This is a genomic window from Streptomyces tibetensis (assembly GCF_040647715.1).
Classification (GTDB): domain Bacteria; phylum Actinomycetota; class Actinomycetes; order Streptomycetales; family Streptomycetaceae; genus Streptomyces; species Streptomyces tibetensis_A.
On sequence record NZ_JBEZCR010000004.1, the window covers coordinates 56,857 to 79,441 of the forward strand.

Below are 22,585 nucleotides of genomic sequence, written 5' to 3' on the forward strand. Positions count from 1 at the left end.
TCAGCCGATTCCCTGCCGGTCCGGGCGCAGGGCGAAGTCCCGGTCGGGCGGGGTCGCCGCGGCGAGATCGACCGCCTGCCGGAGCAGTTCGCGATGGCGCAGCAGCGGCTCGCGGCGCTCCTGCGGAGCGAGCAGGAGCAGGTCGTCGAGACCGGCCAGCATGCGCCGGGAGATCTGCGGGCTGCCGATGGCGCACCCCCGTGTCTCGGTGAACCCGAGATCCACCAGCTCGGTCCAGCCGGGCACGGGCTGCACCAGCCGCACCGCACCGGCCCGGTCCCGGTGCAGGACGGCGTCCAGCGGACGCCGGCTCAGCGCGGCAAGGAACTGCACGACACGGTCCAGCGCCTGGACGGCGGTCGTCGGATCGTTGATCGCGGGGGACAGGGCACGCAGTGCGATGTCGGACAACTGTCGCAGCCCGAAACCGAGATCCTGATGGTAGGTCCGCTCCACTCCCACCGAGAGCGCGTGGCGCAGCGCCCTGCGCGGCGGAACCGGCCCGCCGTGCACCGCCAGCACGGGCATCCCGGGCACCACGAAGTCCCCGATCCGAGGGATCAGCCGCAGCACGACCCGGTGTTTGCGCGCCACCCGCACCAGGCGTGCGATGTGCACGTCCCGCAGCACTCCGGCCCTGCCCTCGTGCGGCACCCACGCGGTCTCGCGGCCGAGGCCGGGAGTGTCCTGCCCGACCGCCGGCACGGGCATCGAGGCGACCACCCGGAACGACTCCGAGGCGATCCGCGCGATCACATGGCTGATCCGCATCAGCCGCAGGGTGGCGTTCACGTACAGCACGAAGAGCAGCAGGCTCAGGGCGACCATGCACAGGGTGAGGACCGACTGCACCAGAGGCACCGTCGTGACGGCACGGGGGTCGTCGACGGTGTCGAAGCTCGTCAGGACCAGCAGGGTCAGCACGAACGTGGACAGGAAGACCGCGAAGGTCGCCTTCGTGATCCGGCTGCGCACGAAGAGCCGCACCACGCGCGGGGTGAACTGCCCGCTCGCCATCTGCACGGCCACCAGCGAGATGCTGAAGACCACACCGATGAAGGTCATCATCGCCGAGCTGACCGCGCTCACCACGGCCTTCGCGTCCTCGGCGAACCGCAGCAGCTCGTCGAGCGTCTCGTAGTCACGGTCCTGCTGGAGCGCGTCGACGATGGCCGTGTCGAGCGCCTCCGCCCCGACCCAGACCATGAAGACACCGACCATCGCCGCGGTGGGGGCGAACCAGAACGTGTCCCGCAGGTGCTCCCTGAGCGGCGACAGCGCACGCGGGCGACGCCCGGCCGAGGGGCTCTGCGTAACCATCCAGTCACTCATGGTGTGACCCTAGAGGTATCCGTGCGCGAGGTCCCGGACCCCCGCCAGGCGCACGGAAACGCAGGTGAAAGGCACTCCGAAAGCTTGGTATGGTTGTCCATGTCGCCGCGGGGAACACCCCTGGCACGGCGGCAGACACCTGGTCCGGGTGGCGGAATGGCAGACGCGCTAGCTTGAGGTGCTAGTGCCCTTTATCGGGCGTGGGGGTTCAAGTCCCCCCTCGGACACAGACCAGCTCGGGCGGGTCGAGATCTTCTCGACCCGCCCGGGCTGTTGTGCGTCATGCCTTCCGCGCCGCGGCCTGAGTCTCAGTCCTTGCCTGAGCCTTCGCCTCAGCGCCGGTACTCCCGCAGCTTGCGGTACAGCGTCGCCCGGCCGATCCCGAGTGCGACCGCCGTGCGTGCCTTGTTGCCGCCGTGGCGGCGCAGCGCCTCCAGGATCGTGGCCCGCTCGGCGTGCTCCATCGGGCTGAGCGGGCGCGCGGCCGGGCCTTCCCGGACGGCGTCCGGCAGCTCCGCCCGGCGGACCGGCCCGGACGCCCGCCGCTGCTCCGCCAGGGCCCGTACGACATGGGCCAGCTCGGTGACGTTGCCGGGCCACGGGTACCGCTCCAGCGCGTGCAGGGCGTCCAGGGTCCAGGTCAGCGGCGGTTGCCCGGGCGCCGGGCGGGGGCTGAGGGCCGGCAGGAGTTCCCGTATGTCCTCGGCGCGTTCCCGCAGTGGTGGCAGGGTCACCGAGCGGGCGGACAGTTTGTCCAGCAGGCGCTGCAGGCAGGGGCCGACGGACGCACCTGGTGTGTAGGTGATCAGGAGCTGGGTGTCCGGGTGCTGGTCGAGCATGGAGTTGAGGGCCGCCACGCCGGGCTGCGCGAGGCGCTCGGCGTGCCGGAGCAGGAGGGGACGATCGGAGCGCCACCCGGGCAGGACCTGGTCGAGGCCGGTGTCCCGCGCCGCGTCTGCCACCTGGACGGGGTCCGGCCCGAACAGCTCCCGCGCCAGCGCGTACTTGCCCGTGCCGCGCTCACCGGTGAGCAGCAGGGGCTCCCGGGAACGGGCCAGTTCGACGGCATGCCCGACGGCGTGCCGCCAGGAGACCGAGGAGCCGGTCAGGGTCACCGGCGGGGACGGGACCGGGGCCTTGAGCCCCGGATCGTCGAGCGGTTCCAGGGCGGCCACGATCCCGATGGTCCTGCCGTCCTGACGCACCGGGGTGACGCGTGCGGTGCACCCGGCTCCCTCCGGCAACTCCGCGAAGCCCGTGACGTCCGTGTCCCGCGCGCCGGCCGCCGTACGCTCCAGTACCCCGAGCACCTCGGGTGTCAGCAGCCGCTGCGCCGCCTCACTGACCAGCCGGTTGCGGCCGTCGAGTGCCGCCACGGCCATGTTCGGGCCTCGTGCCGCCCGCACATAGGCGTCGAGCAGCGCCCGCTCGTCCCACCCGGCCCGCGCCCGCAGCTCCGTCTCGAACGCCGCGACCGTCGCCTCGGCGAGAGCCGCCTGCGGGTGCGGCGCTCCCGCGGCACACAGCCGTGTCACGACGGTCACGGTGCCCCGGACCTGCCCGCTCTCCGGCCCGAGCACCGGGACGCTGACCGCGGAGACGTCCTGCCACCGGTCGAGGAAGTGCTCGGGTCCGTGCACCTCGGCCCGGCTCCGGGTGCGCAGGGCGAGAGCCGCGCTGTTGTGGCCGACCTCCTGCTCCGACAGGCCGCCGCACGCGCCGAACCCGGGTACGCTCCCGGCCGTCCACAGCACGCGCAGCCGCTCGTCGGTCAGGACGAGCAGCGACCCGCCTGCGCCCAGTGCGGGGACGATCCGGTCGAGCACCGGCCGGGCGGCGCCGAGCAGAGCCGACTCCCCGGGGAGCGGAGGACACGCCACCGGCTCCGCCAAGTCGTGCGGCACGCCGAAGAACCGGGCCCGCCGCCACGCCGCGACGACCTCGTCCGGCACGCCCGGGGGCAGCGAACGCCCCGACAGGAACCGCTCGCGGGCGACGCGCAGTGAGGGCCGGGCGGTGGTGGCTGCGGGGGAGGGGTCTGTGGTGGTCACGGCACGGCCCACCGTAACGGGTTCGGTTGAACAGGAAACAACCGCGGGTCCCGCTGCCACACGTCGCCGACCATCTGGTGTGTCGTACCGGGGTGCGAGGCCATCCGGCGTTGCGCCACGAGGCACCCCGAGACCCCGCCCACCCCTCGTTCGCCGACACCCCTGTGTCTCGTAATGAGACACCCGCGCCCGGCCGAGGACCCCCATGATCATGCACGTCCCGCGTCCCGCCGCCCGAACCCCCTTCCGCAGGAGCGCCCGTGTCCACCGTCGTCGAGACCGACGTCCTGATCGTGGGCAGCGGCCCGGCCGGTGCCTCGGCCGCGCTGGCCCTGAGCACCTACGGCATCCCCAACATCGTGGTGACCCGCTACGCGAGCCTCGCCGACACACCCCGCGCGCACATCACCAACCAGCGCACCATGGAGGTGCTGCGCGACCTCGGCGTGGAGCAGGAGGTCGTCGCGCAGGCCACCCCGCAGCACCTGATGGGCAACACGACGTTCTGCACCAGCCTGGCGGGCGAGGAACTGGGCCGCGTGCGCTCCTGGGGCAACGATCCGCTCGTGCAGGCCGAACACGAACTCGCCAGCCCCACCCGCATGTGCGACATGCCCCAGCACCTCATGGAGCCGGTCCTCGTGAACGCGGCCGTCGCCCGCGGCACCCGGCTCCGCTTCGAGAACGAGTACCTCTCCTACACCCAGGACCCCGACGGCGTCACCGCCACCGTCCGCGACCGCCTGCGCGGGGACACCTACCAGATCCGGGCCAAGTACCTGATCGGCGCCGACGGCGGACGGTCTAAGGTCGCCGCCGACGCCGGGCTGCCGATGGGCGGCCAGATGGGTGTGGCCGGCAGCATCAACATCGTCTTCGAGGCGGATCTGAGCAAGTACACCGCCCACCGCCCCTCCACCCTCTACTGGGTCCTGGCCCCGGGGGCGACGGTCGGCGGCATCGGCGCGGGCCTGGTGCGCTGCGTGCGCCCCTGGAACGAGTGGCTGATCGTCTGGGGCTACGACGTGAGCGCCGGCGCCCCCGACCTGACGACCGAGTACGCCGAGTCGATCGTCAGGAAGCTCGTCGGCGACGACGACATCCCCGTGACCATCACCTCGTCCTCGGCGTGGACCGTCAACGAGATGTACGCCGAGACGTACTCCAACGGCCGGGTCTTCTGCGCCGGCGACGCCGTGCACCGGCATCCGCCGTCCAACGGCCTCGGCTCGAACACCTCGATCCAGGACGCCTACAACCTCGCCTGGAAGCTCAAGCTGGTCCTCGACGGCACCGCCCACCCCAGCCTGCTCGACAGTTACACCGCCGAGCGCGCCCCGGTCGGCCGGCAGATCGTCACCCGAGCCAACCGGTCCATCCGTGAGACCGCCCCGGTCTTCGAGGCCCTCGACGGGCTCTCCCCGCAGACCCCCGAGCAACTGTGGGCCAACATCGCCGCCCGCAAGGACGCCACCGAGGCCGCCGAGAAGCAGCGGGCCGCACTGCGCGAGGCGATCGCCTTCAAGGTCTACGAGTTCAACGCCCACGGCGTCGACCTCAACCAGCGCTACGACGCCGGGGATTCAGCTGCGATCGTCCCGGACGGCACGCCCGACCCCGGCTTCGCCCGCGACCCCGAGCTGCACCACCAGCCGTCCTCCCGCCCCGGCGCCCGGCTCCCGCACGCCTGGATCACCTCCGGCACCCGCACGCTCTCGACCCTCGACACCGTCGGCGGGGGCCGTTTCACCCTGCTGACCGGCATCGGGGGAGAGGCCTGGGTGCGGGCGGCCGAGGCGCAGGAGGTGGAGATCGGCACGGTGGTGATCGGCCCGGGGCGGCAGTACGAGGACCCGTACGGAGACTGGGCGCGGCTGCGTGAGATCCCGGACGCGGGCGCCCTCCTGGTACGCCCGGACGGTTTCGTCGCCTTCCGGCACGCCTCCGCCGGCCCGGACGCCGGAGAACTGCTCGCGGACGCGCTGCGGCGAATCCTTGGGCACGCCTGACCGCGCCATCATGGAAGCAGCGGAAGCAGCGGAAGCAGCGGAAGCAGCGGAAGCAGCGGAAGCAGCAGAAGCGATGGAAGCAGCGGAAGAGCTGTAGGAACCGGAAGACCTGGAAGAAGCGGACGTCGACGACGAGGAGCCGGGATGACCACCGATGCGACCAGGGCCGGCGTCACCGAGCAGGCCCTCGCCAGCCTGCGCGGGACCGCCGCCCCGCGGCTGCGTGAACTGCTCACCGGCCTCGTCCGCCATCTGCACGACTTCGCCCGCGAGACCCGTCTCACCCAGGAGGAGTGGGAGCGGGCGATCACCTTCCTGACGGCGACCGGCCAGGCCTGCACCGACACCCGGCAGGAGTTCATCCTGCTGTCGGACGTGCTGGGTCTGTCCATGCTGGTGGAGACGCTGAGCGGCGATCGCGCGGCGGGCGCCACCGAGTCGACCGTGCTGGGCCCCTTCCACATGACCGAGTCGCCGGTCCGCGCGCTCGGCGACGACATCGATCTGGTCGGCGGGGGCGACAAGTGCGTCGTCAGCGGCCGGGTGCGGTCCGCCGACGGCACCCCGCTGCCCGGCGCCGTCGTCGACGTCTGGCAGGCCGACGACAAGGGCTTCTACGACGTGCAGCAGCCCGGCGTCCAGCCCGCGGGCAACGGACGGGGGCTGTTCACCGCCGACGCCGAGGGCCGTTTCTGGTTCCGCACCTGCGTCCCGGCGGCGTATCCCATCCCCACCGACGGCCCCGTGGGCGGGCTGCTGCGCGCGACCGGACGGCACCCCTACCGCCCCGCGCACATCCACTTCATCGCCACGGCCGAGGGCCACACGCCCGTCACCACGCACATCTTCGTGGCCGGCGGCGACTACCTCGACTCCGACGCGGTGTTCGCCGTGAAGCGGAGCCTGGTCCAGGACTTCGCCGAGACCGACGACCCTTCCCTGGCCCAGGAGTTCGGCGTGGGCAACCCCTTCCGGCACGCCCGCTTCGACCTCGTCTTGGAGCGGACCGCATGACGTTCCAGGAGGAGTTCACGTACGAGACCCGGCCCGTGCGGGTCGTGTTCCGGCCCGGCGCGGCCGTCACCGCGACTCCGGACGAGGCGGCGCGCCTGGGCCTGAGGCGGCTGCTCGTCGTGTGCGGCAGCCGGGGCGAGCGCGTGGCCCGGGCCGTCGCGGACGCGCTGGGCGAAAGCTGTGCGGGAGTGCACGCCGAGGCGCGGATGCACGTGCCCGTCGAGGACGCCGACCGGGCCGTCGCGGCCGTCCGGGCGGCCGGGGCGGACGGCTGCGTCGCGGTCGGCGGCGGCTCGGCGATCGGGCTCGGCAAGGCGATCGCCCTGCGCACCGGACTTCCGTTGATCGCCGTGCCGTCGACCTACTCGGGTTCCGAGATGACCCCGGTCTGGGGCCTGACCGAGCACGGCACCAAACGCACCGGCCGCGACCCGGTCGTCCAGCCCCGCAGCGTCGTCTACGACCCCCGGCTCACCCTGTCCCTGCCCGTACCACTGACCGTCACCAGCGGGATCAACGCGCTCGCGCACGCCGTCGAGGCGCTGTACGCCCCCGACGTCTCGCCGCTGGTGTCAATCATGGCCGAGGAGGGCGTCCGGGCCATGGCCGAGGCCCTGCCGCGACTGGCCGCCGACCCGGACGACCTCGACGCGCGCAGCCGGGCGCTGTACGCGGCATGGCTGTGCGGGGCGTGCCTCGGCGCGACCACCATGGGGCTGCACCACAAGCTGTGCCACGTCCTCGGCGGCACCTACGGCCTGCCCCACGCCGAGACCCACACCGTGGTCCTGCCCCACGCCCTCGCCCACAACGCCCCCGCCGCCCCGCAGGCGTTGACGGTACTGCGCCGCGCCCTCGGCACCGACGACGTGCCCCGCGCCCTGTGGGACCTGGCCGGCCGTCTCGGCGCCCCGCGCTCCCTGGCCGAACTCGGCCTCACGGAGGCCGACGTGACCCCGGCGGCGGAACGGGCCGCGGGCGAGCCGTACGCCAACCCGCGCGAGGTGACGGTGGAGGGGGTTCGCGGCGTGCTGCTCGCGGCGTACGAAGGCGGCCCGCCCTCCACGGCCTAGGCGCCTCCGTCAGCCGGCACGCCCGTACCCGCCGTGAGCGCGAGGTTGCAGCGTCCCTGACCAGGGCGGAAGATGAGAACAGGCCCTTCGGCCGCTGTCGCCGTCTCCCACCGCCCTGCGCAGGACCGCACGCACGCGCACCGGGAGTCCACATGGACCGAGCCGACCTCTCAGCGGTGTTCTACGGGGACGGTCCCGTACCTGTCCTGTGGGCCACCTACTGCCCCGTCCACTTCGACGTATGGCTGGCGTTCGCCCGGCCGCCGTCCTCGCGGGAGGACGCCGACGGTCCGGGGGCCGTGGCCCGGACAGGAGAGCGGGGGCGGCAGGACCTGATTCTCGCGATCCGTGAGGAGTACGGCGTCGAACAGGTGCTGGAGCGTTTCCAGAGCCGCGGGCTGATGGAGAAGTGCCGTCCGATCGCCGCCGGCAGTTTCGTGGCGGCGCAGCTGACCCTGAAGGAACTCGTCAGCGACGTCCTGCCCCTGACCAGTCTGGCCGGTGCGGTGCGGGTCGCCCACGAACTCGCCCGCGCCGGCGGGACCGAAGGCGTCGATGCGGCCCTCGCCGGACACGTCAGGACGCCCGCCACCAGCGAGATCCACGACAGCATGGAGCGCCGGCAGGAGCGCGGCCGCCACGTCACCTGGCTGCTCAGGCTGCTGCACCGCGTCGTGCGGAGCGCGAGACCGGACCTGGGCCGGGGGGAGACTCGGGAACAGGCCGTGACCGGCGTACTGGTCGACATGCTGGACGCCGTCGTCGTGGACACCGGCCCCGTGCGCCGGCCCCCCGCACCCGTCGGGCGGGTGGCCGACCGGAGACAGAAGTACCCGGTCGTCTCCGTGACCACCAACCGGCCCGCCACCGGAGCAGTCGTACGGTCACGCCGGACGATCAAAGCCGACGCGGCGGAGCAGGTCTTCTCGGTCGACACCGCCTCCATCGGCTGGGCCGTGGTCGACAGCGGCATCGACCCGCGCCACCCCGCCTTCCACGACTGGGACACCACAGGCCCGACGCCGCAGCCACTCGGGACGCGTATCGCCCGCTCCTTCGACTTCACCGGCGTACGGGAGAAGCTCTCCGCCGACGTGCTCGTGGGCGGCCTCGTCAACTGGGCGGCCGCCCTGCCGTCCGTCGAGACCACCCCGTCCCCGAAGCAGCCCGCACGGCCCCCGCCCGGCGACCAGCACGGCACCCACATCGCCGGCATCATCGGCGGCTGGTGGCCCGAGCTGGACTTCCGCGGCATCTGCCCACGCATCCGGCTCTACGACGTCCGGGTCCTCGACGACGACGGCGGTGGCGACGAGTTCTCCATCGTCACCGCGCTGCAGGCGATCCGTCACATCAACGAGCAGGCCGGCCGGCTCATCATCGCCGGTGTCAACATCAGCCTGTCGGTCCCGCACGACGTCGCCAGCCACTCCACCGGGTGGACCCCCGTGTGCGTCGAGTGCGACCGCCTGGCGCGGTCCGGCGTCGTGGTCGTCACCGCGGCCGGCAACTCGGGATTCACCGGCACCGCGCGGACCATGGGCGCCGACTACCGGAACATCAGCATCTCCGACCCCGGAAACGCGGAGTCCGTCATCACCGTCGGCTCCACCCACCGCAGCAACCCCCACCGCCACGGTGTCAGCTACTTCTCCAGCCGGGGCCCCACCGGCGACGGCCGGCCCAAGCCCGACCTGGTGGCACCGGGAGAGGACATCGACGGCCCCATCCCCGGCGAGGGCATCGCCGCCATGCACGGCACCAGCCAGGCGGCGGCCCATGTCAGCGGAGCCGCGGCCATGCTGCTGGCCCGCAACCGGGAGTTGCTCGGCCGCCCGGAACGTGTGAAGGAGATCCTCTGCGCCACGGCGACGGACCTGGCTCGCGAACGCCACTTCCAGGGCCACGGACTCGTCGACGTGCTGCGCGCCATCCAGTCCGTCTGACGATCGGTCCACCCGCCAGGAGCCGGTATGTTCACCTTCGAATTCCTCGACGCCCATCACGGCGACTGCTTCCTCGTCCACTGGGGCCCACCAGACGGTCGGGTCATGCTCGTCGACGGCGGTCCCGGCGGCGTCTACCGGGCCTCGCTCCGGGGCCGACTGCGGCAGCTCGGCGGCCAGGACGGCGGAGGCCCGCCCCACCTCGACGTCGTGTGCCTCTCCCACGTCGACGACGACCACGCCGACGGGCTCGACCGGCTCCTCCGCGACATGCGGCAGGCCCAGCAGGACGGGGACGCCCCGCCGTACGCGGTGGACAGCCTGTGGTTCAACTCCGTGGAGGAACTCGTCGACCGGCGCGCCCCCGGGCTGAGCGCCTCCGTCCGGCCACTGGTCGAACGTGCCGCCACCGACGCGGCGGTCGGGGCGAGTTACCAGCAGGGGCGCAACATCCGCAACGCGGCCACCGCACTGCACCTGGACGGCAACGCCCCGTTCGGCGGCCCGCTCACCGAGGGCGCCGAGACCGTCCTCGACGATCTGGACGTCACGGTCGTCGCTCCGGACGAGAAGGCGCTGGAGGAACTGGAGGAGCGGTGGCGCAAGGCGAAGCAGCGCGGCGATCCCGACGTCATCACCGCGGGATACACCGACGGGTCGGTGCCCAACCTCTCCAGCATCGTCCTGCTGCTGCGCCACGCGGGCCGCACCGCCCTGCTCACCGGGGACGCCCGCGGCGACCGCGTCCTGTCCGGACTGCGCGCACTGGGCCTGCTCGACGACTCGGAACCCCTCCACGTCGACCTGTTGAAACTGCCGCACCACGGCAGTGACCGCAACGTGGAAGCCGACTTCTTCGAACAGGTGCGGGCCGACCACTACGTCATATCCGCCGACGGCATCCGCCACCACCACCCCAGCGAGGACACCCTGCACTGGCTCGTCGAGTCCCGGGCGCCGGACGACGCGTACGTCGTCCACCTGACCAACCACATCCCGTTCGCCGAGGAGGAACTGGCACACCTGAGTGAAGGCCGCGCCTTCGGCATCGACGTCCGGGCGCCCGCCGAGCAGGCGCTCCTGATCACGATCGGAGACCCGCCATGACCACCTCCCGGCAGGCCCCCGCCCCGTCCGCCCCGGCCACGGGCCCGACCGGCGCCGTGCCGGCCGCCGGGCCGCAGTGGGCCGTCGACTCGCCCGCCGCCGGTACCGGCCTCGCGGCCCGCCCCTGCGGCGACACCCTCCGCCCCGCCGAACCACCCGCCACCGCACACCCGGTCGCGCTCGCGCTGTCCGGCGGTGGGTTCCGAGCCACCCTCGCCGCCCTGGGCTTCGTGCGGCTGCTGGCCGACACCGGGCTGCTGTCCCGGCTGCGGTACTCCTCGTCCGTGTCCGGCGGTTCGGTCGCCAACGGCTGCCTCGCCACCGCCTGGCCCGAGCTGCGGCAGGAGAACTTCACCGCACGCGCCATAGACGAGCTGCTCGTCGCGCCGGTCGTCGACCGCGTCTCCTCCCGCTCCCTCAAACATGCCCTCGTCAGCGACCTGTGGCGGACCCTCGGCCCCTCGACCCGTACGGATCTCCTCGCCGGGCGCCTCGACGAGTGGTTCCTGCGGGACACCGAACTGGAGCGCCTGGACCCGGAGGTGCGCTGGATCGTCAACGCGGCCAACCTGACCACCGGTGCCCGCTTCACCTTCGAACGTGACGTGTACGGCGACTACACCATCGGTCTGGCCCCCACGGCCGGCACGCGGCTGCGGCTGAGCCGGGCCGTCTCCGCCTCCGCCGCGGTGCCCGGCGCGTTCCCGCCGGTCGTCCTCGACCCGGCCCCCTTCCCGTGCGCCACCCACCCGCCCGCGCTGCTCGACGGCGGCACCTACGACAACACCGGTCTGGAGGCCATCGACTCGGACCGCTACCGGCACACCTTCCTGTGCGCCCTCAACGCCGGTGGCCTGCTGCGCCCCGGAGTGTACGGGCGCGTCCCGGTGGTCCGGGACCTGGCACGGGCGAATTCGCTGCTGTACCGGCAGAGCACCACGCTGCGGACCCGGGCCGTCGTCGAACGCTTCGAGCGCGCGAGGGCCGCGGGCCCGGACGGTGAACCGCCGCGCGGTGCCCGCCGCGGAATCCTCGTCCAGCTCTCCACCGACTTCCCGGCGGACGGCCCCGCCGCCCTGCGCCGCTGGCGCACGGCCTTCCCCGAGAACCCGGCCCACGACGGCCGTCATCTCGCCCTCGTCCCGACCGTGTTCGACCGCCTCGACCCGGGCCTGTGCCGTGCCCTGGTCCACCGCGGCTGGTGGCTGGGCGGGGCGGCTCTGGCGGCGTACCACCCGGAGCTGCTTCCGGACGACGTGTCATCGCTGCGCCCGCCGCAACGATGACCCTCCGATCGAGGACCGCACGCACGGCCCTCAGTTTCCTGAGTCTTGCGGACAGAAGGTGACCTCATGCCTTCCTAGGGTCGTGGCATGACTCAGACGCAGAGGATTCTTGTCACCGGCGCCACCGGAACCGTCGGCCGGCAGGTCGTCGCCGAACTGCTCGACCAGGGGCACGAGGTGCGTGCCCTGACCCGCGACGCCGCGAAGGCCGCCTTCCCGGCCGGGGTCGACGTCGTCGAGGGTGACCTGACCGAGCCGGACGGCCTGGTCCCGGCCCTGGAGGGCGTCACCGGTCTCCACCTGATCACCTTCGGGGGTGCTGCATTCAGCCCGCTGGAGACCGGCCCCCGGATCCTGGAACTCGCCAAGGCCGCCGGGGTCCGCCGCGTCACCGTGCTGCACGGCGGCGGCCCCACCCCGCTGGAGGACGCGGTGCGCGCCGCCGGCGGCGTGGACTGGACGGTGCTCATGCCGGTCGAGTTCATGGCCAACGCCCTGGAGTGGGCGGACGGAATCGTGACCTCGGGGGAGGTGCGGGAGCCCTTCGTGGACCGGCTGAGTGCCATGGTCCACGAGGCGGACATCGGCGCCGTCGCGGCCGTCGCGCTCACGGAGGAGGGGCACGGCGGCCAGGAGTACGTGATCACCGGCCCCGACGTGCTCACCGTCGGCGACAAGGTGAAGACGATCGCCGCCGCCGTCGGCCGCGACATCACCCTGGTCGAGCTGACCGAGGAGGAGGCCGTCGCGCAGTGGCGGGCGGCCGGTCTCGGGGAGGACGTCATCGGCTTCCTGCTCATGGCGTACGGGGACACCCCCGAGGTGGGCCGTACGGTCTCCGACACCGTCGAGAAGGTCACCGGCCGCCCGGCGCGCACCTTCACCCGGTGGGCGGCCGAACACGCGGACGCCTTCACGGGGCAGTCCTGACTGTCTCGTATTGAGACACCCGGACCGGAATCCCGTCCGTCAAGATCGACAAGGGGGTGTGACCGCAGCAAGGTGCGGCCGTCGGCATGCGCGGAATCGCCGACCGCACGGCCGCACACCCGAAGAAAGGTGACCACCATGGCCCTCGCACTGCTCCGGCGCCGGTGGCTCAAGAACACCTCCGCCGCAGCGGCGGGCCTCGCCCTCCCCCTCCCCGACGGCGCGGGGGCGGTGGCCCGCGAGGTCGTCGACCCGATGGGCTCGCCCCTGGCGGCCGCGGACGTCACCGTAACCGCCCTGGACACCCACCGCATCGCCGCCCGCGGCACGACCGACCCCTACGGCTACTTCCTCGCGGCGCTGCCGCCCGGCCGGTACAGCCTGCTCATCTCGGCGGAGGGCCTGCGGCCGCACCGCGAGACGATCGAGACGGGCCCGGGCACCCCGACCGCCACCGAGCGCGTCTGGCTGCAACCGGCCGAGGCGCTCCAGCTTCCGGCGCCCGGCACCTGGCTCTTCGACCCGCCGCACACGGCGATCCGGTTCATCGCCAAGCACGTCGGCATGGCCCATGTCCACGGCCGCTTCGAACGCTTCGAAGGCGGCATCCGAGTAGCCCCGGACATGTCCGACTCCCGCGTGCACGTCAGGATCGACGCCTCCAGCATCACCACCGGCAACACCACCCGCGACAACCACCTGCGATCCGCCGACTTCCTCGACGTCGAACGCTTCCCGTACATCGATTTCACCAGCGCGCGCTTCGCCTACCGCGGCGGCACCAAGTGGACGCTCCAGGGCTCCCTCACCATGCACGGCGTCAGCCGCTCGGTGTCCCTGGACACGACATACCTCGGCACCGTGAACGGCGGCTACGGCCAGGAACTGCGCTGCGCGGCCCTGGCGAGGGCGGAACTCCACCGCGAGGACTACACCCTCAACTGGCGCTCGATGCTGGCCCGGGGCATCGCGGTGGTGGGCCCGACGGTCCAACTGGAGCTCGACGTCCAGGCGATGTACCGCACCCACGACACGCCTACCCCGCCGGAGTAGTGGTCCGACATGCCGAAGGCTCGCCGCGACGATCGTCTCGTTGTGCGAGCCCGGTCCCACCCGGACATGCAGAGGGTGGCGACGAGGTGGTAAAAGCCGGACTGGCCGCCGGGTCAACCCGCGTGAACTACAGCGCCCCGCTCCAGCCGGCACTCGGGGGAGCGGGGCGCTTCGTCGTGCCCAGCCTCAGCCGGTGATCTCGCCGTTGAACTCGGGGAAGTCCAGGTCGTAGTTCTCGCTGTTCCGCTGCACCGTCACCACGATCTTCTTGCCGTACTTCGTCTCCAGCACGTGGTCGGCGTTTTTCGTTGCCTTCACCCCGGGAGCGAGCCGACCCTCCAGCGGCTGCGACCCGTTCTCGAACATGGTGAAGGACGCCTCTCCACCGTTCGTGGCCCCTTCGACGATGAGTGACAGATCGTCCAGGGCGGCCGGCTCCTTGCTCCCGTTCTCCAGCTTCAGCGTCACCCGGAAGTCAGTACTGCCCGGCTCAGGCGACTCCAGCACATCCTCGTTGAAGTCAGTGAATCTCTTCGCGTCGACGACCGACACCTTCAGCCCGTCGGGCCACGTGTACGACTCGCCGAACTTGAGGCCCGTCGACTTCGCCCCCGTGTCGGCGTCAGTGCTGGCATCGTCGGCACAGTGCTCCATCCACTCGGCCTGGTCGAGCGTCTGGGTCGTGCAGTCGACCTTTTTCGACTTGCTGGCCGGAGACTTCGTCTTCGAAGCCGAGGCACTGCCAGTGTTGTTGCTGCCGCATGCGGTCAGAGCGGCCAGAAGCAGGGCAGCCGTAGCCGCAGTAGCGCGAACGCGCATTATTCCCCCCAAGGTTGAACGTCGGAACACCGTAGGCATATGTGGGGGAGATGTGTGCACGTGTCACTGAGTCGTGACCTGGAAGCGCCCCACCCCCGGATGACGAAGGGGCTGTCGCTGTTGATGATCCAGTCAGACCTGTCGGGCCGGATGAACTCACTGGGCCCGCCGTCGACCAAGAGGTGGCCGCCATCGACGTTCAGCAGTACCCGGGGGGCAACCAGTAGCTATGGTCAGGTCCCCGTCGGCCCGGACGCGACGAAGCCGAACCCGACCACCCCGCACCGCCCGATTCAAAAACGCCTGGCTCCGTTCCTACCAGCCTCCCTACACTCACCCATACCCGCGCCGCCCACGATCCCGGCGATGCACCGATGTGACGAACGAAGGGAGACCGCCATGCGTGAGCACACCGCTGTCGCCGTCTCCCTGCCGCAGCACGAGGTGATCCTGGTGTCTTCGTCGCCCCGGTGTCCGCTGCGCGGCGGCACCGGCTGACCGGGACGAACACCCGGCGATCCCCGACAACCTGACGTGACATCAGATTTCGGAGACTCCTGCCTGTTTCGCCCGGGAATCGCGCTGCCCCTTTTCTGATCGCATCGAAAGGCCCTGGGCCGTGCGCACCCACCTCAACCCGCTCGCCGTCGTCCGCAACCTCGGCATCCTCGCCCATGTCGACGCCGGCAAGACCACCGTCACCGAACGGATCCTGTTCGCCACCGGCACCACGCACAAGCGCGGCGAGGTCCACGACGGCACCACCGTCACCGACTTCGACCCGCAGGAGCGCGACCGCGGTATCACCATCTTCGCCGCGGCGGTGAGCTGCGCCTGGGACGGTCACCGGATCAACCTCATCGACACCCCCGGGCACGTCGACTTCGCCGACGAGGTGGAGCGTGCGCTGCGGGTGCTCGACGGGGCGGTGGCCGTGTTCGACGCGGTCGCCGGTGTGGAGCCGCAGAGCGAGTCGGTGTGGCGGCAGGCCGACCGGCACGGCGTACCGAGGATCGCCTTCGTCAACAAGATGGACCGCGCCGGGGCGGACCTCGACGCGGCCGTGGCGTCGATCCGGGAGCGACTCCACCCGGCGCCCCTGGTCGTGCAGCTGCCGATCGGCGCGGAGGACACCTTCACCGGCGTCGTCGACCTGGTGCGCATGCGCGCACTGCTGTGGGACGACGGCGGCTCCGTCGAGGAGACGCCGGTGCCGGACGGCCTGCGGGACGAAGCCGCCGCTTGCCGCCGGGCGTTGGAGGAGGCCGTGGCGGAGCTGCACCCGGGCGCGCTGGAGGAGTTCTGCGACACCGGCACGCTCTCCGAGGGCACCCTCACCGCGGCGTTGCGCGAGGTGAGTCGGGACGGTGTCGGCGTGGTCGTGCTGTGCGGCTCCGCGTACCGCAACCGCGGTGTCGAGCCGCTGCTCGACGCGGTCCTGGCCTATCTGCCGTCGCCCCTGGACGTGCCGCCGGTCCGCGGCACGCACGAGGGCGAGGAGCAGGCCCGGCCCGCCGATCCCGCGGCACCGGCCGCCGCCCTGGCGTTCAAGGTGCACGCCACCCCGACGGGACGGCTGACCTATCTGCGGATCTACTCGGGCACGATCGAGAAGGGAGACACCCTGTGGGACGCGACCGCACGGCGCACCGAGCGGATCGGGCGGATCCTGCGCGTCCAGGCCGACCGGCACGCCCCGCTGGACCGGGCCGTCGCCGGGGACATCGTCGCCGTGGTCGGGCTGAAGTCCGCCGGCGCCGGCTCGACCCTGTGCGCACCGGGCGCGCCGCTCGTCCTGGAGCCGCCCGGCGTGCCCGAGCCGGTCGTGTCGGTCGCGGTGGAGTCCCGCCGCGCCGGTGACACCGACCGCTTGGCGTCGGGGCTCGCCCGGCTGACCGAGGAGGACCCTTCGCTGGTCGTGCGAACCGACCCGGAGACCGGGCAGACCGTGCTGTCCGGCATGGGTGAACTGCATCTGGAGGTGGCGGTGGAGAAGCTCCGGCGCGAGCTGGGGCTGGAGGTCAACGTCGGCCGCCCCCGGGTCAGTTACCGCGAGACCGTCGGCCGGGGCGTGTCCGGTCTGGTGTTCCGGCACGTCAAACAGGACGGCGGGGCGGGGCAGTTCGCCCATGTCGTCCTCGACGTGGAGCCGCATGAGGAGGGCGGCTTCGAGTTCCGCTCGGCGGTCGTCGGCGGGCGGGTGCCGCAGGAGTACGTCCGGGCGGTCGAGGCGGGCTGCCGGGACGCCCTCGCCGAGGGGCCGCTCGGCGGGCACCCGGTGACGGGCCTGCGCGTCACCCTCACCGACGGGGCGACCCATGTGAAGGACTCCTCGGACACGGCGTTCCGCACGGCCGGCCGCCTCGGTCTCCGTGAGGCCCTGCGCGCCTGCGCGATGGTCCTGCTGGAGCCGGTCGTCGAGGTCGCGGTCACCGTGCCCGAGGACGCGGTCGGCGGTGTGCTCGGCGATCTCGCCGCCCGGCGCGGCCGGGTGACCGGCTCGGTCACCCGCGCGGGCGCGGCGATCGTCACCGCCACCGTGCCGCTGGCCGAACTCTTCGGCTACGCGACCCGGTTGCGCAGCCGCACGCAGGGCCGCGGCACCTTCACGGCCCGTCCCACCGGCTATGCGCCGGCGCCGGTCGCGACGCCGGTTCGGTAGCGCACGGGCCGGGGCCCCTCCCTTCCTCACCCGAAGGGAGGGGCCCGCCGGTCCGCCCCGCCCCGCCCCGCGAGCCACGGGTACGACACCACCGTCGACGGCACCGTGGACGTCCCCGACGTCGGCGACCCCGTGTCGTTGATGACCCGCTCGTACTGCCCGTTGCCGCCCAGCGAGACCACGAGCAGGTCGTGGAAGCGCACCCCGGGCCGGTTCGGCGCGGCGAAGCCGTGGTGCTGCACGATGCCCGGGTCGACGTTGTAGTAGCAGTAGCTGCCCAGGCCCCAGCCCTCGTGGGTGGTGACGCCGTCCCCGACCCGGTAGGCGGCGTAGCCCTTGATCGAGCCGTTCTGGATCGCGGCCTGGTTCGGGGCGTCGTAGGCCTTCTCGTTCTGGTAGAAGATCGTGCGGCCGCGCTCGCCGAACCACTGCACGTCGTACTTGTTGAAGTGCTCCACGAACAGCCCGGTCGCCAGCACGTCGTGGCCGTTGACGACGACCCCGTAGTCCGCGCGGTTGGTCTCCCAGCCGACACCGTCGCCGTGGTCGGCGCGCCAGACCCAGGTGTGGTCGACGATGGTGTGGCGGCTGTTGACGACCATGCTGGTGGTGGCCTTGCCCGGGCCCGCCCCGCCGATGCGGACGAACACGTCCTGGACGGTCGTCGGGTTGGCCAAGTGGTCCCGCCAGGCGCCACGCGGGCCGATCTCCAGCAGAGTGGCGGAGTTGACCGGCCCGGCGTCGACGAGGAACCCGGCCAGGCGTACGCCGTCGACGTCGGCGACCTTCAGCGCGGTGACGCCGTTGTCGGGGATGAGCGTGGCGTATCCCAGACCCAGCACCACCGTGCCGGCCCGGTCGACCCGCACCGGCTGGTCGAGGTGGTAGATCCCCGGCGTCAGCAGCAGGTGGAGTCCCTCGGCGAGGGCCTGGTTGAGCGTGGCCGCCGAGACACCGGGCTTGGCGACGTAGAAGCGCGACAGGGGCAGCGAGGTGCCCCGCGGGGTGCCGTTGCCCCAGGTGACGCCCCGGGCGTTGGTCCGCTTTTCTGGCAGGAAGACCCGGTACTCGCTGCCGCTGAGGTACAGGAACGGCTTCTCTCGGGAGACCGGCGTCGTGGCCAGGGTGGTGTACGGCGGGTTCGGGAAGCCCTGCGCGGGGGCGCCCTCGACACCGGAGAACACCATGTTCCACACGCCGTTGAGCCAGCCGCCGATCGTGCTGTCCCGGGTGTACCACTGCTGCTGGGAGTACGGCTGCACCTGGCCGTCGATCCGGCTGTCGGCGATGTAGCCGCCGCTGGACCAGCCGTAACCGGTCGGGGCGAGGTTGAGGTTGCCGCGGATGTGCATCCGTCGGAACGGGGCCGTCTGCGAGACCGCCCAGCGGTTGGTGCCGTTCAGGGGGACGACCGCGAGGTTCTCGGCCGAACGCCAGAAGTTCTGCGTGGCGTTGCCGTGGAACCAGCCCGCGTCGACCGTGATGTCGCCGTTGATGGTGGTGTCGTCGGGGGAGAGGCCTAGGCCGGAGATCGAGGTGTAGAAGCCGATCTGGGCGTTGAGGCCGTGATAGGTGCCGGGTTTGAACAGCAGCTGGTAGCGGCCGGTGCCGAACTGGGCCGACTCCTGCTGCCGGAAGATCTCGTCGAGTCTGCCCTGGATGTTCGGGGTGGCCGGGTCGAAGACCAGCACGTTCGGGCCGAGGTCGCCACCGCCGGGCAGGGCGCGGGGTTTCCTGCGCACGGGCGTCTTCCGTGTGTCGGGGGCGGCCGAGGCGGTGCCGGGCAGCGCGGCGAGCGCGGACGCGGCCGCGGCGGCGCCGAGGACGGACCGGCGGCCGGGCGCGGGCAGGCGGGATGACGGGGAGTCAGGGTGCATGGGGCGGCTCTCCTGGTTCAGGAAGTGAACGGAGTGGGGCGCGGGGAGCGCTCTCTCGCCGCTGAATGGTTCATCCGTGGAACAGATGCGTCAAGGGGCTGCGGCGAGACTTCCGAGAGTGTGTCCAAACCCTTGACGGGGCTACCTTCCGAGGATTAACTCACGTCCTAAATTAAGCCATGACGGCTCCTCGCTCGCCCAGGCTCTCGTCCTGGCGGAAGGGGGCCGTACTCCCGGAAGAGAGCCAGGAGCAGCCATGCGCAGCATCCGAGCCGCGGCGGCAGGCGCCGTCACCATGTCACTCGCCCTCGCGGCCACGGCCTGCGGAGGCGGCTCCGCCACCGGTGGCGGATCGAACGATTCGCCGAAGACGCTCACCTACTGGGCGTCCAACCAGGGCGCCGGCATCGAGGTCGACAAGAAGGTCCTCCAGCCCGAACTCGACACGTTCGAGAAGCAGACCGGCATCAAGGTGAAGCTGGAGGTCGTCCCCTGGTCGGACCTGCTCAACCGCATCCTCACCGCCACCACCTCCGGCCAGGGCCCTGACGTGCTGAACCTAGGCAACACCTGGAGCGCCTCGCTCCAGGCCACGGGTGCGCTGCTGCCGTGGGACGCCGGGAACTTCGGCAAGATCGGCGGCCGGGACCGGTTCGTCGACTCGGCACTCGGCTCCACGGGCGCGGAGGGCAAGGACCCGGCGGCGGTGCCGCTGTACTCGATGTCCTACGCGCTCTACTACAACAAGAAGCTGTTCGCCGACGCGGGCATCTCCAAGCCCCCGGCCACCTGGGACGAGCTCGTCGCCGACGGCAAGAAGCTGTCCAAGGACGGCAAGTGGGGCCTGGGCATGGAGGGTTCGAACCCGTCGGAGAACATCCACCACGCCTTCGTCTTCGCCAAGCAGCACGGCGCCGACTTCTTCACCGCCGACGGCAAGGCCGACTTCACCGGGGACGGGACGGTCGCCGCGGTCCAGCAGTACGTCGATCTGATGGCCAAGGACAAGGTCATCGCGCCGGGCAACGCCGAGTACGCGCAGAACCAGTCCGTCAGCGACTTCGCCAAGGGGAAGACGGCGATGCTGCTGTGGCAGTCCGCGTCGGCCAACCTCGAGTCGCAGGGCATGAGCAAGGACGACTACGGCATCGCCCCCGTGCCCGTCCAGTCCGGCACCCCCGGCACCGGCAAGCAGGTCAACTCGATGGTCGCCGGCATCAACCTGGCCGTCTTCAAGAACACCGACAACACCGACGGCGCCGCCAAGTTCGTGAAGTTCATGACGAGTGACGCCGAGCAGAAGATCCTCAACAAGGCCTACAGCACGATCCCGCCCGTCAAGTCGGCCCAGGGTGACGCCGCCTTCGCCACCCCGGCCAACGCCGTCCTGAAGGACACCCTGGCGAAGAGCGCCGTGGCACTGCCGCAGGTCGCCGACGAGTCCCAGTTCGAGACGGCCGTCGGCACCGCCATCAAGGGCCTGTTCGCCGACGCGGCCGCAGGACGACCGGTCACCACCGGCTCGGTGAAGGCGGCCCTGGAGAAGGCCCAGCAGCAGATGCCGGCGGCCTGAGCGACATGACGACCACTGCCCAGGCCGAGAGGCCGGCGGTCCGCAAGAACCCGCCCGGCGCGGCGCGCGGCCCCCGCCGCCGCACCGGGCGGATCCACCGCGCCGGCCTGCCCTACCTGCTGCTCCTGCCCGCCCTGTTCCTCGAACTCCTCGTCCACCTGGTGCCGATGGTGATCGGCATCGTGATGAGCTTCAAGGAGCTCACGCAGTTCTACATCCGCGACTGGGGCGCCGCCCCCTGGTCCGCCCTCGACAACTACAAGGTGTCGGTGGACTTCGACGCCCCGGTCGGCGAGGCCCTCCTCCACTCGTTCCTCGTCACGATCGCCTTCACCCTGCTGTCGGTGGGCCTGTGCTGGCTGATCGGCACGGCCGCCGCGGTCTTCATGCAGGACGCCTTCCGGGGCCGCGGCCTGCTCCGGGCGCTCTTCCTGGTGCCGTACGCGCTGCCGGTCTACGCGGCCGTCATCACCTGGGTCTTCATGTTCCAGCACGACAACGGCCTGGTGAACCACGTCCTGCACGACCAGCTCGGCCTCACCGACAAGCCGTCCTTCTGGCTCATCGGCGACCACAGCTTCATCGCGCTGCTGACGGTGTCGGTGTGGAAGGGCTGGCCGTTCGCCTTCCTCATCGTCATGGCGGGCCTGCAGAACATCCCGGGCGAGCTGTACGAGGCGGCTGCCCTGGACGGGGCCGGCGTCTGGCAGCAGATCCGCCGGATCACCCTGCCGTCCCTGCGCCCGGTCAACCAGGTCCTGGTGCTCGTCCTCTTCCTCTGGACGTTCAACGACTTCAACACGCCGTTCGTGCTGTTCGGCAGGACCGCGCCGGAGGCCGCCGACCTCATCTCGGTACACATCTACCAGGCGTCGTTCGTCACCTGGAACTTCGGCACCGGCTCCGCGATGTCCGTCCTGCTGCTGCTGTTCCTGCTGCTGGTCACGGGCGGATACCTGGCGCTCACCTCGCGCGGACGGAGAAAGGCCTCATGACCACGTCCCCCATGGCCCCGCCCCGCTCCTTCCTGTGGTCCCGGCGGATCTTCCTGACGCTGCTGACGGGCTTCGTGCTGGTCCCGGTCTACGTCATGGTCTCCAGCTCGCTGAAGCCCCTGGCCGACGTCACCGGAAAGTTCCGCTGGCTGCCGAGCGAGCTGACGATCCGCCCGTACATCGACATCTGGTCGACGGTCCCGCTGGCCCGCTACTTCGTCAACTCCCTCGTCGTGGCCGGGGCGGCGACGGTCTGCTCGGTGGTCATCGCCGTCTTCTCGGCCTACGCGGTCAGTCGCTACGACTTCCGCGGCAAACGCGTCTTCACCGTCACCGTCCTGTCCACGCAGATGTTCCCGGGCATCCTCTTCCTGCTGCCGCTGTTCCTGATCTACGTCAACATCGGCAACGCGACGGGCATCGCCCTGTTCGGCTCGCGCGGTGGCCTGATCCTCACTTATCTCACCTTCTCCCTGCCGTTCTCGATCTGGATGCTGATCGGCTACTTCGACTCGGTGCCGCGCGACCTCGACGAGGCGGCCCTGGTCGACGGCTGCGGTCCGCTCGGCGCGCTGTTCCGGGTCGTCGTCCCGGCGGCCGTGCCCGGCATCATCGCGGTCGCGGTCTACGCCTTCATGACCGCCTGGGGCGAGGTGTTGTTCGCCTCGGTGATGACCAACGACACCACCCGCACCCTCGCCGTCGGCCTCCAGGGCTACTCGACCCTCAACGACGTGTACTGGAACCAGATCATGGCCGCCTCGCTGGTCGTCAGCGTGCCCGTGGTCGCGGGCTTCCTGCTGCTCCAGCGCTATCTGGTGGCCGGCCTGACGGCGGGAGCCGTCAAGTGACCGACTC

At 71.5% G+C, this 22,585-nt stretch carries 16 protein-coding genes and 1 tRNA gene; 13 read left to right on the forward strand and 4 right to left on the reverse strand.

Going from position 1 to position 22,585, the window contains the following annotated elements; translation table 11 throughout:
* Nucleotides 1–1,332 carry a DUF2254 domain-containing protein gene (locus AB0B29_RS11915; protein ID WP_362237397.1) on the reverse strand — a complete coding sequence of 444 codons (1,332 nt, stop codon included), beginning with the start codon at nucleotides 1,330–1,332 and terminating at the stop codon, nucleotides 1–3.
* Between the two features lie 142 nt (nucleotides 1,333–1,474).
* On the opposite strand from AB0B29_RS11915, the gene AB0B29_RS11920 reads away from it, so the two are divergent.
* Nucleotides 1,475–1,559 (forward strand) — tRNA-Leu (locus AB0B29_RS11920).
* 105 nt (nucleotides 1,560–1,664) lie between these two features.
* Here the strand turns inward: AB0B29_RS11920 and AB0B29_RS11925 are convergent.
* Nucleotides 1,665–3,383 carry a sigma-54-dependent Fis family transcriptional regulator gene (locus AB0B29_RS11925; protein WP_362237400.1) on the reverse strand — a complete coding sequence of 573 codons (1,719 nt, stop codon included), beginning with the start codon at nucleotides 3,381–3,383 and terminating at the stop codon, nucleotides 1,665–1,667.
* Between the two features lie 260 nt (nucleotides 3,384–3,643).
* On the opposite strand from AB0B29_RS11925, the gene AB0B29_RS11930 reads away from it, so the two are divergent.
* The 8 genes from AB0B29_RS11930 to AB0B29_RS11965 all read left to right on the forward strand — a co-directional run bounded on the left by AB0B29_RS11930 (nucleotide 3,644) and on the right by AB0B29_RS11965 (nucleotide 13,801).
* Nucleotides 3,644–5,392, forward strand: a complete 1,749-nt coding sequence (locus AB0B29_RS11930) for an FAD-dependent oxidoreductase (protein WP_362237403.1) — start codon at nucleotides 3,644–3,646, stop codon at nucleotides 5,390–5,392.
* A gap of 144 nt (nucleotides 5,393–5,536) precedes the next feature.
* Nucleotides 5,537–6,406, forward strand: coding sequence for an intradiol ring-cleavage dioxygenase (locus tag AB0B29_RS11935; protein WP_362237405.1), 870 nt, complete (start codon nucleotides 5,537–5,539; stop codon nucleotides 6,404–6,406).
* Nucleotides 6,403–7,479: a maleylacetate reductase gene (locus AB0B29_RS11940; RefSeq protein ID WP_362237407.1), complete on the forward strand. Its 1,077-nt coding sequence runs from the start codon at nucleotides 6,403–6,405 to the stop codon at nucleotides 7,477–7,479. The genes AB0B29_RS11935 and AB0B29_RS11940 overlap by 4 nt, the downstream gene beginning before the upstream one ends.
* 152 nt (nucleotides 7,480–7,631) lie before the next feature.
* Nucleotides 7,632–9,425 carry a S8 family serine peptidase gene (locus tag AB0B29_RS11945; protein WP_362237410.1) on the forward strand — a complete coding sequence of 598 codons (1,794 nt, stop codon included), beginning with the start codon at nucleotides 7,632–7,634 and terminating at the stop codon, nucleotides 9,423–9,425.
* A 27-nt stretch (nucleotides 9,426–9,452) separates the two neighbouring features.
* Nucleotides 9,453–10,532 (forward strand): ComEC/Rec2 family competence protein, encoded by a 1,080-nt coding sequence (locus AB0B29_RS11950; protein ID WP_362237413.1) that lies wholly within the window; start codon nucleotides 9,453–9,455, stop codon nucleotides 10,530–10,532.
* The gene (locus AB0B29_RS11955; RefSeq protein ID WP_362237416.1) at nucleotides 10,529–11,818 is read left to right on the forward strand and encodes a patatin-like phospholipase family protein; all 1,290 of its coding nucleotides are present in this window, start codon (nucleotides 10,529–10,531) and stop codon (nucleotides 11,816–11,818) included. Before AB0B29_RS11950 ends, AB0B29_RS11955 begins: the two co-directional genes overlap by 4 nt.
* An 87-nt stretch (nucleotides 11,819–11,905) precedes the next feature.
* The gene (locus AB0B29_RS11960) at nucleotides 11,906–12,748 is read left to right on the forward strand and encodes an NmrA family NAD(P)-binding protein (protein ID WP_362237419.1); all 843 of its coding nucleotides are present in this window, start codon (nucleotides 11,906–11,908) and stop codon (nucleotides 12,746–12,748) included.
* A 138-nt stretch (nucleotides 12,749–12,886) separates the two neighbouring features.
* The gene (locus AB0B29_RS11965) at nucleotides 12,887–13,801 is read left to right on the forward strand and encodes a YceI family protein (RefSeq protein WP_362237422.1); all 915 of its coding nucleotides are present in this window, start codon (nucleotides 12,887–12,889) and stop codon (nucleotides 13,799–13,801) included.
* Nucleotides 13,802–13,987: 186 nt separating this feature from the next.
* On the opposite strand, the gene AB0B29_RS11970 is transcribed toward AB0B29_RS11965, so the two are convergent.
* Nucleotides 13,988–14,659 carry a hypothetical protein gene (locus tag AB0B29_RS11970; RefSeq protein ID WP_362237425.1) on the reverse strand — a complete coding sequence of 224 codons (672 nt, stop codon included), beginning with the start codon at nucleotides 14,657–14,659 and terminating at the stop codon, nucleotides 13,988–13,990.
* 580 nt (nucleotides 14,660–15,239) lie between these two features.
* Here AB0B29_RS11970 and fusA point away from each other — a divergent pair.
* The gene (gene fusA / locus AB0B29_RS11975; RefSeq protein WP_362237427.1) at nucleotides 15,240–17,282 is read left to right on the forward strand and encodes an elongation factor G; all 2,043 of its coding nucleotides are present in this window, start codon (nucleotides 15,240–15,242) and stop codon (nucleotides 17,280–17,282) included.
* 26 nt (nucleotides 17,283–17,308) lie between these two features.
* Here fusA and AB0B29_RS11980 read toward each other — a convergent pair whose 3' ends face one another.
* Nucleotides 17,309–19,159 (reverse strand): coagulation factor 5/8 type domain-containing protein, encoded by a 1,851-nt coding sequence (locus AB0B29_RS11980; RefSeq protein WP_362237430.1) that lies wholly within the window; start codon nucleotides 19,157–19,159, stop codon nucleotides 17,309–17,311.
* A gap of 256 nt (nucleotides 19,160–19,415) precedes the next feature.
* On the opposite strand from AB0B29_RS11980, the gene AB0B29_RS11985 reads away from it, so the two are divergent.
* The 3 genes from AB0B29_RS11985 to AB0B29_RS11995 are packed head-to-tail and all read left to right on the forward strand — an operon-like array spanning nucleotide 19,416 to nucleotide 22,578.
* The gene (locus AB0B29_RS11985; RefSeq protein WP_362237433.1) at nucleotides 19,416–20,732 is read left to right on the forward strand and encodes an ABC transporter substrate-binding protein; all 1,317 of its coding nucleotides are present in this window, start codon (nucleotides 19,416–19,418) and stop codon (nucleotides 20,730–20,732) included.
* Nucleotides 20,733–20,737: 5 nt separating this feature from the next.
* Nucleotides 20,738–21,727 (forward strand): carbohydrate ABC transporter permease, encoded by a 990-nt coding sequence (locus tag AB0B29_RS11990; RefSeq protein WP_362237436.1) that lies wholly within the window; start codon nucleotides 20,738–20,740, stop codon nucleotides 21,725–21,727.
* A gap of 11 nt (nucleotides 21,728–21,738) precedes the next feature.
* A complete protein-coding gene (locus tag AB0B29_RS11995) occupies nucleotides 21,739–22,578 on the forward strand; it encodes a carbohydrate ABC transporter permease (RefSeq protein WP_031107080.1) in 840 nt (279 codons plus the stop codon).
* Nucleotides 22,579–22,585 lie beyond the last annotated feature (7 nt).

Bases quoted from the DNA above. Each gene is read 5' to 3' on its own strand.
- AB0B29_RS11915 (WP_362237397.1), bottom strand. From the start codon at position 1,332: ATGAGTGACTGGATGGTTACGCAGAGCCCCTCGGCCGGGCGTCGCCCG.
- AB0B29_RS11935 (WP_362237405.1), top strand. From the start codon at position 5,537: ATGACCACCGATGCGACCAGGGCCGGCGTCACCGAGCAGGCCCTCGCC.
- AB0B29_RS11940 (WP_362237407.1), top strand. From the start codon at position 6,403: ATGACGTTCCAGGAGGAGTTCACGTACGAGACCCGGCCCGTGCGGGTC.
- AB0B29_RS11945 (WP_362237410.1), top strand. From the start codon at position 7,632: ATGGACCGAGCCGACCTCTCAGCGGTGTTCTACGGGGACGGTCCCGTA.
- AB0B29_RS11950 (WP_362237413.1), top strand. From the start codon at position 9,453: ATGTTCACCTTCGAATTCCTCGACGCCCATCACGGCGACTGCTTCCTC.
- AB0B29_RS11955 (WP_362237416.1), top strand. From the start codon at position 10,529: ATGACCACCTCCCGGCAGGCCCCCGCCCCGTCCGCCCCGGCCACGGGC.
- AB0B29_RS11960 (WP_362237419.1), top strand. From the start codon at position 11,906: ATGACTCAGACGCAGAGGATTCTTGTCACCGGCGCCACCGGAACCGTC.
- AB0B29_RS11965 (WP_362237422.1), top strand. From the start codon at position 12,887: ATGGCCCTCGCACTGCTCCGGCGCCGGTGGCTCAAGAACACCTCCGCC.
- AB0B29_RS11970 (WP_362237425.1), bottom strand. From the start codon at position 14,659: ATGCCTACGGTGTTCCGACGTTCAACCTTGGGGGGAATAATGCGCGTT.
- AB0B29_RS11980 (WP_362237430.1), bottom strand. From the start codon at position 19,159: ATGCACCCTGACTCCCCGTCATCCCGCCTGCCCGCGCCCGGCCGCCGG.
- AB0B29_RS11985 (WP_362237433.1), top strand. From the start codon at position 19,416: ATGCGCAGCATCCGAGCCGCGGCGGCAGGCGCCGTCACCATGTCACTC.
- AB0B29_RS11990 (WP_362237436.1), top strand. From the start codon at position 20,738: ATGACGACCACTGCCCAGGCCGAGAGGCCGGCGGTCCGCAAGAACCCG.
- AB0B29_RS11995 (WP_031107080.1), top strand. From the start codon at position 21,739: ATGGCCCCGCCCCGCTCCTTCCTGTGGTCCCGGCGGATCTTCCTGACG.